This window comes from Variovorax terrae (genome assembly GCF_022809125.1).
Lineage (GTDB): Bacteria > Pseudomonadota > Gammaproteobacteria > Burkholderiales > Burkholderiaceae_C > Variovorax_A > Variovorax_A terrae.
In genome coordinates this window covers 914,243-926,418 of sequence record NZ_JALGBI010000001.1, presented here as the reverse complement: position 1 = coordinate 926,418, position 12,176 = coordinate 914,243, and the positions used below count along the sequence as shown (strand labels likewise).

Here is a 12,176-nt window from a genome sequence, read left to right as displayed (position 1 = left end):
TTCTTGTATTTCCCGGCAGGCGCCTCCATCTGCCGCCCATGAGCGACTCACTCCACATCGTCTGCCCGCATTGCCACACCACCAACCGGGTGCTCGGCCATCAGCTGGGCAGCGCCCCCGACTGCGGGCAATGCAAGCGGCCGCTGTTCACCGGGCATCCCGTGGCGCTGGACGAAGCGGCCTTCGACAAGCACATCGCGCGCAACCAGATCCCTGTGCTGGTGGATTTCTGGGCGCCCTGGTGCGGGCCCTGCCGCATGATGGCGCCCGCCTATGAGCAGGCCGCCGCCGCGCTGGAGCCCCAGGTGCGCGTGGCCAAGGTGGACACCGAGGCCGTGCCCGCCCTGGGGGCGCGCTTCAACATCCGCAGCATTCCCACCCTGGCCCTGTTCGTGGGCGGCCGCGAGGTGGCGCGCCAGGCCGGCGCCCTGCGCACCGCGGCCGACATCGTGCGCTGGGTGCAGGGGCATCTGCCGCGCTGATGCCCGGCGGCGGGGCTCGGCCTCAGCGAGCGCCGGCAGGCGCCACCTTGTCCAGCGCCGTCGCCAGATGGTCCACCATGCGGTCCACGCTGTGCCACTTCTCCAGCCCGAAGAGGCCGATGCGGAAGGTCTGGAAATCGGCCGGTTCGTCGCATTGCAGGGGCACGCCGGCGGCGGTCTGCAGGCCGGCTTCGATGAACTTCCTGCCGTTCTGGATGCCGGGGTCGGTGGTGTAGCTCACCACCACGCCGGGCGCCTTGTAGCCGTCGGCCGCCACGCTGGGAAAGCCGCGCGACTCCAGCAGCGCGCGCACCTTGGTGCCGAGCTCGATCTGCTCGGCGCGCACCTTGTCGAAACCATAGTCGCGCGTCTCCAACATCACGTCGCGCAGGCGCACCAGCGCGTCGGTGGGCATGGTGGTGTGGTAGGCATGCTGGCCTTTTTCGTAGCCTTCGGCGATCTGCATCCACTTCTTGAGGTCGCATGAGAAGCTGCTGCTCGTGGTGCCCTCGATGGCCTGGCGTGCACGCTCGCTGAGCATCACCATGGCGCAGCAGGGCGAGCTGCTCCAGCCCTTTTGCGGCGCGCTGATGAGCACGTCCACGCCGGTGGCCTGCATGTCCACCCACATCGCGCCCGAAGCCACGCAGTCGAGCACGAACAGCGCGCCCACCTCGTGCGCGGCCTCGGCCACGGTCCGCAGGTAGCCGTCGGGCAGGATGATGCCGCTGGCGGTTTCCACGTGCGGCGCAAACACCACCTTGGGCTTCTCGGCGCGGATGGCCGCGGCCACCTCGCCGGCCGGCGCGGGCTGCCACGGCGCCTGCGAGCCCTCGCCGGTGCGGCGCGCCTTGCAGACCACGGCGCCGCCGCCCAGGCCGCCGGCGTCGAAGATCTGGCTCCAGCGGTAGCTGAACCAGCCGTTGCGCACGATCAGCACCTTCTGCTGGTTGGCAAACTGCCGCGCCACGGCTTCCATGCCGAAGGTGCCGCTGCCGGGCACCAGCACGGCGGTGTGCGCGTGGTAGACCTGCTTGAGCGTGGCCAGGATGTCCTGCATCACGCCGGTGAAGCGCTTGGACATGTGGTTGAGTGAGCGGTCGGTGTAGACCACCGAGAATTCGAGCAATCCGTCGGGATCGATGTGGGGCAGCAAGCCGGGCATGGTCAACTCCTCGATGTCAGTCTTGTGTAGAGCGAACGGGCCAGCTTAGCATGGCATGCCGGCGCCACGCGGCAACCAGCCCCGAACCCCGCGCCGGCCTGGAGCCCGCACGGAATGTCGAGGAATGGAAAGCCGGGCGCGCCACCGCGGGACGGCGCAGCCCCGTTCCGGCCGATCGAAACTACTGGAACTATTGGCCCAGCAGGATCTGCGCGATGATGCCCGTGGCCACCGCCACCAGCACGTAGTCAGCGCCGGTCTGCACCCACTGGTAGCCGCGAGGCGGCGGGCTCAGGTGGTGGCCGCGCCAGTCGTCCACCACGCTTTGCCGGCCGCGGAACTCGGGCGGCAGGCGCTGGCCGCGGCGGAAGTTGTGGTCCGGGCCGGCGCCGCGGGCGTTCGCCTCATTGGCCGCCCTCTCGAAGCCCGTCATCGGTTGGCGCGATTGCTGCCGCTCCATGCCCTGTCGGTCACCGCGGTCGCCGCGATCACCACGCTCACCGCGGTCGTCGCGTCCCTGGGCGGCAGCCCAGCCGCTGGAGGCCAGCAGGATCATGGCCAATGCGGAGACAAGAATTTTGTTGCGTTTCATGGAGCTCTCCTTGATGAAAGGCGGAATTCATTATGGTTCTGCCTGTTCATCGCCGCCTGTAGGCGGGAGCCTCCTTTACACCGGCGTTACACGCCGGCCGCTGGCTTGCCGGCCCGCGCGGCCTTCTTCGCCTTGCGCTGCGCCTCCAGCTCCTCCCCCGCCGCCAGCCACTGCGCATATTCCTGCGGCGTTTCGAGCGTGATGCGCCCCAGCGTGGCGCTGCGGAATTCGTGCATCACGATCTCGGCCGCCTTCTGCAGGTTGACGCGGCCCTTGCCGAGCAGGGCGCCGCGCTGACGGCCGATGGCTTCGAGCAGTTCCTCGTCCTTCAGCGCGGCGACACCGGCCGGCAGCTTGAAGCGCGCCGCCACGAGCCCGGCGTAGTGCAGCTGCACGTAGGCCAGCAGTTCCAGCGCCACCTCTTCCTCGTTGAAGGCATTGCGGCCGATGGCGCCGCTGGCTGCGAGCTTGTAGCCGCTCTCGGGCACGATGATGCGCGGCCACAGCATGCCGGGCGTGTCGTAGAGGTAGAAGTCGTCGGCCAGCGTGATGCGCTGCTCCAGCTTGGTGATGCCGGCCTCGTCGCCGGTCTTGGCCTGGCGCTTGCCGGTGAGGCTGTTGATCAGGGTCGATTTGCCCACGTTGGGAATGCCGCAGATCAGCACGCGCATGGGCTTGGCCAGGCCGCCGCGCCCGGGCGCCAGCTCGCGGCAGGCGGCGATCAGGCGCTGCGCCAGCGCGGCCTCGGTCGCTTCCAGGCCGATGGCGCGCGTGCCGGGCCGGGCGTTGTAGTGGGCCAGCCAGGCTTCGGTGCGCACGGGGTCGGCCAGGTCCTGCTTGTTGAGCACTTTCAGCGCGGGCTTGTGGCCGGTCAGCTCGGCCAGCAGCGGGTTGGCGCTGGAGCCGGGCAGGCGCGCGTCCAGCACCTCGATCACCGCGTCGATCTCCTTGACGCGCTCGCTGATGGCCTTGCGCGTGACGTTCATGTGCCCCGGAAACCACTGGATGGCCATCGTGTCGTTCTTTCTCTGTGTCGGGGAATGGAAACAGGCGCTAGCGGCCAGCCGGCGCCAGCACCTGCAGCAGCCAGCGGTTCAGGTCCGCGATCTCTTCCATGCACACCGAGTGCGGCATCGCGTACTCGTGCCACGCCACCGCATGGCCCAGCGCCAGCAGCGCATCGCGCGAGGCCCGGGCCGCGGCCAGGGGCACCACGTCATCGTGCCGTCCGTGCGCGAGGAAGACCGGCGCGGCGACGTTGGCGGCCTGCTGCTCGGCCGCGGTCTGGCTCGCCAGCGGCAGATAGCCCGACAAGCCCGCGATGCCAGCGAGGCGCTCGGCGTGGCGCAGCCCCGTCATCAGCGCCATGGCGCAGCCCTGCGAGAAACCCGCGAGCACGATGCGGCTGGCGGGAATGCCGCGCGCCTTCTCGCGCGCCAGCAGCGCCTCGATGGCAGCCTGCGACCGGCGCAGGCCCGGCTCGTCCTCACGGGCGGTGAGGTCGGCGCCGAGGATGTCGTACCACGCTGGCATCGGGTAGCCGCCGTTGACGGTCACCGGCATCACGGGCGCGTTGGGAAACACGAAGCGCACCGGCCCCACGCTGGCCAGATCGAGTTCATGCGCGATGGGCACGAAGTCGTTGCCATCGGCGCCCAGGCCATGCATCAGCACGATGCTGGCGCGCGGCTCGGCACCGGTTTCGATCTCAAGAGGGGCGAAGGACATGGCGGCTTGGGGCGGGGAGGATGGCGGCCCTGGATGGTAACGCGGATGGGTTGCTACATTTTCAATAGCAAACTTTCGCCGCCCGACAAGGACCTCGGTGCGATTTCTCTCTGAAAAAGAGGAACGGCCCGGCGCCGAGGCCGCCGAGCCCCGCTCAATCGGCGGCCAGGGCCTGCCGCAGCTGCGCCGCGCACAACTGCACGGCGACGTTCGCCTCGTCGATCAGCCGGCCCATGACGATGAAGCCATGGATCTGCCGCTCGAAGCACACCTGCGCCGCGCGGCCGCCCGCGGCGGACAGCCGCTGCGCATACTGCAGCCCCTCGTCGCGCAAGGGGTCGTAGCCGGCGGTGATCACGAAGGCCGGCGGCAGGCCGCCCAGGTTGCCGTGCAGCAGGGGCGAGGCGCGCCAGTCCAGATCGTGCGCTGGATCGTCGATGTAGTGGTCGTGGAAATAGCGCATGGTGTCGCTCGTGAGCAGGTAGCCCTGCCCCAGCGCCTGGTGCGAGGCTGCGCTGCGGCGCATGTCGGTGGCGGGATAGATGAGCAGCTGGAACCGCAGCGGCGGCCCCTGCAGGTCGCGCGCGGCGATCGCCATCACCGCGGCCAGGTTGCCGCCCGCGCTGTCGCCGCCCACGGCCATGCGCCGGCCATCGAGGGCCAGCTCGCCGGCGTGCTCATGGACCCAGCGCAGGGCCCCGAGGGCGTCGTCGACCGCCGCCGGGAACCGGTGCTCCGGCCCGAGGCGGTAGTCCACCGCCACCACGGCGCAGCCCGAGCCATTGGCCAGCTCGCGGCACAGCGTGTCGTGCGTGTCGAGATCGCCGATCACCCAGCCGCCGCCGTGGTAGTAGACCAGCACCGGCAGCGCCTCGGCCGCCGCGCTACCCAGCGGCCGGTACAGCCGCAGGCCGATCGTCCGGCCCTGCACGTTCGCCTCCAGGGACCGGGCCTCCGCCACCTCGGGCGGCGGCGGCTGAACAACCGAGCGGCGCTCCCGGTAGAGCCGGCGCGCCTCCCCGGGCGGCAGCGTGTGCGTGGGTGACACGCGGTTGTCCTGCATGAAGTCGAGCAATGCCTGGGCCTGGGGATGCAGCATGAAAAACGCCTCCATCGTTGATCGGTGGCCGCCAGTGTAGTGGCCGCTGCCGGCGCAGCCACTTAGGCAGGCGCCTCTACGGTTTTCGCCCCCTTTTCGCCTCCATTAGGGCGCGTGCCCTAGGGCGAAGCCCGAAAATTGGCCCATCCCCTCTTCTGGAGCCTCCGCCATGAACCCGCAAAACCTCTCCGCCGCCGCCACCCAGCTGATCGACACCTTCGGCAGCACGGCCCATCAGGTCATCACCGCCTACCGCCACGGCGGCGAGCGCCTGGCCGACGCCCTGGAGCAGCGCTGGAAGCGCGCGCTCAAGGAGTCCAGCCCCCAGCTCACCCCCGAAGTGCGCAAGAACGCGGCCCATGCGCAGCAGGTCTTCAGCGGCTACTACGCCCGGGGCCTGGCCCTGTCGGCCGACGGCGCCGAAACCGTGGTGGACACCCTGGTGGGCGCGGCGAAGATCGCCGCCGAGCGCGCCTCGGCCTTCGCCCAGGCCGGCCTGCGCAAGACCGCCTGAGCAGCCTGACCGCCCGGTGACGCACCGGGCACTTTATCGAGCCGGCCGCTTGCACCGGCGAGCGCGGCACGCGCCACGTGCCGCTTGCTATGCTGCACGCTTTGTTCTCCAGTGACACGCGAAATCATGCGCAAACTCCTGATCGCCGTGCCGGCCCTGCTCGTGCTCGGGCTGGCCGTGTTCTTCAGCGTCCCCACGGTGGTGGACCGCCGCATGAACGGCGTGGCGCTGCAGCCGCCTTACCACGCCAGCCAGCGCGCCCGCGCGCTGCATGAGCGCCTCTTCATCGCCGACCTGCACGACGACACGCTGCTGTGGTCGCGCGACCTGCTCACGCGCGCCGACTACGGCCACGTGGATCTGCCGCGCCTGCAGGAAGGGCGCGTCGGCCTGCAGGTGTTCTCCACGGTCACCAAGACGCCGCGCGGCCTGAACTTCGATCGCAATGCGGCCGACACCGACAACATCACCCTGCTGGCCATCGCCGAGCGCTGGCCGCCGCGCACCTGGGACAGCCTGCTGGAACGCGCGCTGTACCAGAGCGAGAAGCTGCACCGCGTGGCCGAGGCCAGCGGCGGCCGGCTGCGCATCGTGCGCACACAGGCCGACCTGGCCGCGGTGCTGAACGACCCGGCGGCCCCCGCCGGACGGCTCGCGGCCCTGCTCTCCACCGAGGGCCTGCACCCCCTGGAAGGCAAGCTGGAGAACGTGGACCGGCTCTACGACGCGGGCTTTCGCCTGGCCGGGCTCACGCACTTCTTCGACAACGAGATCGGCGGCTCGGCCCACGGGCTCGACAAAGGCGGCCTCACGCCGCTGGGCCGCCAGGTGGTGCGGCGCATGGAAGAGCGCCGCATGCTGGTGGATCTGGCCCACGCCTCGCCCCGGGTGATCGACGACGTGCTGGCCATGGCGCAGCGCCCGGTGGTCGTGTCGCACTCCGGCGTACAGGCCACCTGCCCGGGGCCGCGCAACCTGAGCGACGCGCACATCAAGGCCATCGCCGCCAACGGCGGCCTGATCGGCATCGGCTACTTCGACGGCGCGGTCTGCGGGCTCGATGCGGCCGCCATCGTCAAGGCCATCCGCCACGTGGCCACCGTCGCGGGCGTGGCGCATGTGGCGCTGGGCTCGGACTTCGACGGCGCCACGCACACGGCCTTCGACACCACGGGCCTGGTGCTGATCACCGAGGGCCTGCTGCAGGCCGGCTTCAGCGAGGCCGAGGTGGCCGACATCATGGGCGGCAACGTGCGGCGCTTCCTGCTGGCGCAGCTGCCGGCCGGCTGACGTCACCCGAAGCCGCGCCGGGCCGGCGCGGCGCGGCGCGGCGCGGCGCGAGTGGCAGAATGAACCATTCCCCTTTCTTCACCCACAACACGAGGAGACTTTCATGGCCATCACCGTCAATATCGATCTGGGCTACGAATTCGAGGTCAAGGCCAAGGCGGCCGATGTGTTCGCAGTGCTGTCGGACGTGCCCGCCTCGGTCAGCCACTTCCCCAAGGTGGAGAAGCTCACCGACATGGGCGACGGCGTCTACAAGTGGGAGATGGAGAAGGTGGGCACCGCGCAGGTGAACATCCAGACCATCTACGCCAGCAAGTACGCGAGCGACAAGGCCAAGGGCACCGTGAAGTGGACGCCGGTCAAGGGCGTGGGCAACGCGCTGGTGGGCGGCAGCTGGAAGATCACCGACAACAAGAAGTCCACCGGCCTCGTGCTCAAGATCGAGGGCACGGTGGACGTGCCGCTGCCCGGCCTGATGAAGATGGTGGTGGCGCCCGTGGTCGAGGGCGAGTTCGAGAAACTCGTGGACAAGTACATCGCCAACCTGGTCAAGCGCTTCGGCGGCGAGGCCTGACGCCGGCTGCGGCGGCGGGCCTCGCGCCCGCCCCTCGCGCTCACTCGCTGGGGCCGTACGTTTGTGCCGTACCATTCCCGTTCTGGCCCCATTCCGGGACCGATTCTGGAGGGCTTATGGCCAAAGGCGAACAACGCAGCAACAAGATGGTGAAGAAGCCCAAGAAGGACACTTCACCCCCCAAGCCCTCCAGCCCGTCGGACCGGCCCACCCCGCCGATCACCGCGGTGCTGCCGCGCGGCAAGCTCAAGAACAAGTAGCCAGCGGCCCCGGCCGCAGGGCGCTATTCTTTCAATAGCAAACTATCACCACCCGGCGCGGACCTTCGCCCGTTTTTCCTTCAAAAACACGATGTCCGGCGCCCAGCACAGCCCCGCGGCCGAACGCAACCGCCAGCCCATCCTCGAGGTGCTGCGCGAGTTGCTGCCCGCCCACGGGCGGGCGCTGGAGATCGCCAGCGGCACGGGCCAGCATGTGGCCTGGTTCGCGGCAGCCCTGCCCGGTTGGAACTGGCAGCCCACCGACGCGGACGCCGGCGTATTGCCGTCCATCGCCGCCTGGTGCGCCGAGGCCCCTGTGCCCAACGTGCGCGCGCCGCAGCGGCTGGATGTGATGGCGCCCACCTGGCCGGCCTTCGATGGGCCGTTCGATGCGATCTACTGCGCCAACCTGCTGCACATCGCCCCCTGGGCCACCTGCGCCGCGCTGATGCAGGGCGCGGCGCGCCATCTCGCGCCGCGCGGCCAGCTGATCCTCTACGGCCCCTATCTGCAGGAGGGCGTGCCGACCTCGCCCGGCAACCTAGCCTTTGACCGGAGCCTGCGCGAGCGCAACCCGGCCTGGGGCTTGCGCCGACTCGACGAGGTGGCCCGGCAGGCGGCGCTGGCCGGCCTGCCGCTGGCATCACGCTTTCAGATGCCGGCCCATAATCTGCTGCTGGCCTTCAAACGCCAGGGCGCTTCACCCCCCGTTCAACCCGTCTCCTGATCCAACGCATGCCCTCCACCTCCCCACGCCGCGGCCCGCCCGGCGCCAAGCCCAACAACGACCTGCTGTTCAAGGGCATCCTGTGCATGGTCATCGGCCTCGTGGTGCTGCTCGCGCCCATCTTCATTCCCTCGCCCGACATGCAGGCCATCGTGGGCGGCTCGGCCCTGGTGGGTTGGTTCGCGCTGGTGCTGGGCGGCGCGTTCGTCGTGCAATGGGCGCTGCGCCGGCGCAAGCCGCCGCGGGGCTGAACCACACCCCCCCGAAGCGCCTGCGGCGCGTCCGCCTCAAGGGGGTGCCACCAGCGGCCCGGCCAAGCCGGTTCCGCGGTGGCCCTGGACTGGGCCCGCACCCATGAAGAACTGAAGTGAAACTTCAGGCCAGCGCAGGCTTGCGCTGCGGCGCGCCCAGGCGGTCTGCCGAGACGTACTGCTGGCGGTACTGCTCGAACGGCAGGGTGTCTGCCGCCTCGATGGCCTTCTGGTCGGCAATGGACTGGCGCGACAGCGCCTCGTGGCTCGCCTGCTGCTCGGCACTGAAGGGCAGCGTCAGCAGCGTGCGCCGCGTCTGCTCCGACTGCGCACGCGTGAAGGCGATGAACGAATCGCCGTGGTCGCGCGCCATCGCGGCCAGCACGCGCGCCGATGGCAGGCTGGCGGCATCGCGCAGTGCCGCCTCGGCGGCGCGCACCGCCTCGCCGTGGGCGTTGCCGCCCTGCGCCGCGTCGAGCGCGGCGGCCAGGGGCGCGCACTGGGCCAGCACCTCGTGGCCCCAGTCGGTCAGCAGCACCTCGCGCCCGCCGCGCAGCAGGGGCAGGCCCGGCTCGCGCCCGCGCGCGGCCGTGTGGTGCTGGTTGTGCTTGAGCTCGGCGATCTCGGCCGGCGTGTCGGGCGGGCTGTCGGCCAGCAGGCAGTGCAGCAGGAACACGTCGAGGAAATGCATGGTCTGCGCCGTGATGCCCACCGGCACGAACGGGTCGAGGTCCATCAGGCGCACCTCCACGTACTCCACGCCGCGCTCGCGCAGCGCGTGCAGCGGGCGCTCGCCGGGGAAGATCACGCGCTTGGGGCGAATCGTGCCGTAGAACTCGTTCTCGATCTGCAGCAGGCTGGTGGCGAGCTGGTTGTAGTCGCCGCCGGGGTTGCGGATGCCCACGGCCTCGTAGGCCGGCCAGGGCCGCGTCAGCGCCTCGTGCAACGAGGCGGCATAGCCTTCGAGGCTGTTGTAGCTCACCGCCAGCGAGGCCTGCGCGTCGCTCTGGTAGCCCAGGCGCCCCATGCGCAGCGAGGTGCCGTGGGGCATGTGCATGGTGCCCTCGCCCAGCGGCTGCAGCTCGTGCGGGCGGCCCGCCACGAAGCTCGAGCACAGCGCGGGCGAGGCGCCGAACAGGTACAGCAGCAGGAACGCATGGCGGCGGAAGTTGCGGATCAGCGCGAAGTACTGCTCGCTGCTCACGCCCGGCAGCGACCAGTTGTAGTGGATGCCCGAGATGGTCTGCATGCGCCGGCCGTAGCGGTGCGCCAGGCCCATGCGGTAGACGCTCTTGGCGCGGCCCACGTTGGAAGAGCCGTAGCGCCCGATCGGGATGGTTTCGTCGGGCGGCAGGCCGCAGGGCATGCTGGAGACCCACAGCATCTCGTCGCCCACGGCGTCCAGCGCGCGGTAGGTGAACTGGTGCACCTGCGTGAGCTCGTCCAGGCAGGCCTGCACGCCCGCGTGCACGCCGGTGATCAGCTCGAGCTGCGATTCGCTGTAGTCGGTGGTGATGTGCGGGTGGGTGAGCGCCGAGCCCAGCGCCGCCGGGTGCGGCGTGAGCGCGAGGCCGCCTCCGGGCAGTGCGCGCAGGCTCTCCTTCTCGATGCCGCGGCGCATGCCCTGGAGTCTCTCGGGCGACAGCGCGCTCAGCCCCTCATGCAAACTGGTCATGACGATGGTTCTTGAATGTCTAAGGAGGCAGAAAGTACCACGGGTCGGCCCGGCCTGCCGGCGGCCCCGGCAAAAGCCTTGGGACCTCAAGCATCGCCTTTCACAGGCGTGCAGAACTGCGGCAGTTTGTGCCAGTCCCAGTAGGTCTGCATCAATTGCCGCGTCACCGGGCCGGGTTCGCCGCCGCCCACGGGCCGGCCGTCCACGCGCGTCACGGGCAGCACGCCGCCGCCCGAGCTGGACAGGAAGGCCTCGCGCGCGCCGCGCAGCTCGTGCGCCGGCAGGGCCCGCAGCTCCACCGCCAGCCCCTGCGCCTGGGCCATCTCGAGCACCGTGCGCCGCGTGATGCCTTCGAGCACGCCCTCCTTCGGCGTCACCAGCACGCCCTGTGCGTTGACGCAGAACACGTTGAAGCCCGGCCCCTCCACCACGTGGCCGGCGCCGTCGGTCAGCAGCACGGTGTCGCCGCCGGCGTCGAGCGCGCCCAGCAGGCCCATGGTGAGGTCGTTCCAGTGGTAGTTCTTGGCCGTCGGGTCCACGCTCTGCGCGGGGATGCGCTGCACCTCGCTCACCACCACGTGGAGCCCGCGCCGGCGCTGCTCCTCGTTGGCGATCCACACATAGGGCACGGCGAAGGCATAGAACTGGTTGACAGCCTGGCGCGGGTCGCGCGAGCCCCAGGGCGGCTGGCCGCGCGTGCAGAGCATCTCCACATAGGCGCTGCGCAGCCCCGCCAGGCGCACGCATCGGGCCAGGATGGCGGTGATCTGCGCGGGCGTCAGGCCCGGGTCCAGCCGGAAGCGCTCGCAGCTTCGCCCAAAGCGCTCCAGGTGCGCGTCGAGGCGGAAGAACGCGCCGTCCCACACCGTCACCACGTCGTAGGTGGCATCGGAGCGCAGGAAGCCCCAGTCGGTGATCGGGATCGCAGCCTCGGCGATCGGCACATAGCGGCCGCGCACGAAGGCGGCGCCTTGGGAGAAATCGGGCGGGGTCGTCATGGCCGGAGTATGCCCCGGCACCGCACGCGGCGGCGCGCCGCCGGTCGCTTCATTTTTGATAGCAGACAATGACCGCTGCACCTGGACATCGGGCTGTTTTCATGCATTTTTTCTCCCGAGAGGCCTGCCCCGCCTCGCCGGAGCCCGGCGGCGGCCTGCGAAACAGCCGCCTTGCCAGCCGACGACGTGTAGGACAAAACCGGCACGGCCTGTCGCTGCGCATCCATTTTGCGCAGCCGGCCGCGGCGGGATGGCACCGGACGCGCCGAATGGGTTCACAATGCAAAGTCCAACGGTTCAAAGGAGTGACTTTGATGAACAAAACGGTCTCCATTCTCCGTGCCTGGTCGGCCATCCTGGCCGTGACGGCAGCGTCCTATGCCCTGCCCGCCCATGCGCAGACGCCCGCGGCACCCGCCGGCACCGAGGCATCGAGCAGCATGAACGCCGGCACCAGCACCACGGCCACGAAACCCAAGCCCAAGCACAAGAAAAAGCACGCCAAGAAGAAGAGCGCGCCGAGCCCCGCACCGGCCGCCAGCACCGAAGCCGGTGCCAGCAGCGCCAGCACCTCGTCCGGCTCGTCCAGCGGCGGCGTGATGAACAGCGTCAAGTCCACCGCCAAGCGCGCCGCCACGGCCACCGAGAACGCCGCCGAGCGCGCCGCCGGCGCGGTGCGCCACACGGGCGAGAAGATCGGCGAGAAACTGCCGGCCGGCAAGCCCACCGGCACCACCGACGCCCAGGGCGCCGCACGCGCCGAAACCAAGCCCTGACGGGGCCACGGCATCCGCCCGCCAAGCCCGCTGCGGCGGGCTTTT

General features: G+C 70.2%; 15 protein-coding genes. 8 read left to right on the top strand and 7 right to left on the bottom strand.

The window, feature by feature from the left end:
- Positions 1–38: 38 nt before the first annotated feature.
- Positions 39–482 (top strand): thioredoxin TrxC, encoded by a 444-nt coding sequence (trxC, locus tag MMF98_RS04330; protein WP_243304680.1) that lies wholly within the window; start codon positions 39–41, stop codon positions 480–482.
- A gap of 22 nt (positions 483–504) precedes the next feature.
- On the opposite strand, the gene MMF98_RS04325 is transcribed toward trxC, so the two are convergent.
- The 5 genes from MMF98_RS04325 to MMF98_RS04305 form a co-directional block, all read right to left on the bottom strand.
- Complete coding sequence (locus MMF98_RS04325; RefSeq protein WP_243304678.1) at positions 505–1,647, bottom strand: aminotransferase class V-fold PLP-dependent enzyme; 1,143 nt, start codon at positions 1,645–1,647, stop codon at positions 505–507.
- 190 nt (positions 1,648–1,837) lie between these two features.
- Entirely contained in the window at positions 1,838–2,239 is a 402-nt protein-coding gene (locus tag MMF98_RS04320; RefSeq protein ID WP_243304676.1) for an RcnB family protein, read from the bottom strand.
- Positions 2,240–2,325: 86 nt separating this feature from the next.
- Positions 2,326–3,252, bottom strand: coding sequence for a ribosome biogenesis GTPase YlqF (gene ylqF / locus MMF98_RS04315; RefSeq protein ID WP_243304675.1), 927 nt, complete (start codon positions 3,250–3,252; stop codon positions 2,326–2,328).
- Positions 3,253–3,292: 40 nt separating this feature from the next.
- On the bottom strand, positions 3,293–3,967 hold the full coding sequence (locus MMF98_RS04310; protein ID WP_243304673.1) for an alpha/beta hydrolase: 675 nt from the start codon (positions 3,965–3,967) through the stop codon (positions 3,293–3,295).
- 154 nt (positions 3,968–4,121) lie between these two features.
- Positions 4,122–5,066, bottom strand: coding sequence for an alpha/beta hydrolase (locus MMF98_RS04305; protein ID WP_243304671.1), 945 nt, complete (start codon positions 5,064–5,066; stop codon positions 4,122–4,124).
- 169 nt (positions 5,067–5,235) lie between these two features.
- On the opposite strand from MMF98_RS04305, the gene MMF98_RS04300 reads away from it, so the two are divergent.
- From MMF98_RS04300 to MMF98_RS04275, 6 genes are all read left to right on the top strand, one after another.
- Positions 5,236–5,580, top strand: a complete 345-nt coding sequence (locus tag MMF98_RS04300; RefSeq protein ID WP_243304669.1) for a hypothetical protein — start codon at positions 5,236–5,238, stop codon at positions 5,578–5,580.
- Positions 5,581–5,706: 126 nt separating this feature from the next.
- Positions 5,707–6,870: a dipeptidase gene (locus tag MMF98_RS04295; protein ID WP_243304667.1), complete on the top strand. Its 1,164-nt coding sequence runs from the start codon at positions 5,707–5,709 to the stop codon at positions 6,868–6,870.
- A gap of 103 nt (positions 6,871–6,973) precedes the next feature.
- Positions 6,974–7,444: an SRPBCC family protein gene (locus MMF98_RS04290; protein ID WP_243304665.1), complete on the top strand. Its 471-nt coding sequence runs from the start codon at positions 6,974–6,976 to the stop codon at positions 7,442–7,444.
- Between the two features lie 116 nt (positions 7,445–7,560).
- On the top strand, positions 7,561–7,704 hold the full coding sequence (locus MMF98_RS04285) for a hypothetical protein (protein ID WP_243304663.1): 144 nt from the start codon (positions 7,561–7,563) through the stop codon (positions 7,702–7,704).
- 91 nt (positions 7,705–7,795) lie between these two features.
- Complete coding sequence (locus tag MMF98_RS04280; RefSeq protein WP_243304661.1) at positions 7,796–8,431, top strand: DUF938 domain-containing protein; 636 nt, start codon at positions 7,796–7,798, stop codon at positions 8,429–8,431.
- A gap of 8 nt (positions 8,432–8,439) precedes the next feature.
- Entirely contained in the window at positions 8,440–8,682 is a 243-nt protein-coding gene (locus MMF98_RS04275) for a hypothetical protein (RefSeq protein ID WP_243304658.1), read from the top strand.
- Between the two features lie 124 nt (positions 8,683–8,806).
- On the opposite strand, the gene gshA is transcribed toward MMF98_RS04275, so the two are convergent.
- Both gshA and MMF98_RS04265 read right to left on the bottom strand, forming a co-directional pair.
- Complete coding sequence (gene gshA / locus MMF98_RS04270; protein ID WP_243304656.1) at positions 8,807–10,357, bottom strand: glutamate--cysteine ligase; 1,551 nt, start codon at positions 10,355–10,357, stop codon at positions 8,807–8,809.
- Between the two features lie 86 nt (positions 10,358–10,443).
- Entirely contained in the window at positions 10,444–11,355 is a 912-nt protein-coding gene (locus tag MMF98_RS04265; RefSeq protein ID WP_243304654.1) for an aminotransferase class IV, read from the bottom strand.
- Between the two features lie 314 nt (positions 11,356–11,669).
- Between MMF98_RS04265 and MMF98_RS04260 the strand changes: the two genes are divergently transcribed.
- On the top strand, positions 11,670–12,131 hold the full coding sequence (locus MMF98_RS04260; protein ID WP_243304652.1) for a hypothetical protein: 462 nt from the start codon (positions 11,670–11,672) through the stop codon (positions 12,129–12,131).
- Positions 12,132–12,176: the final 45 nt, after the last annotated feature.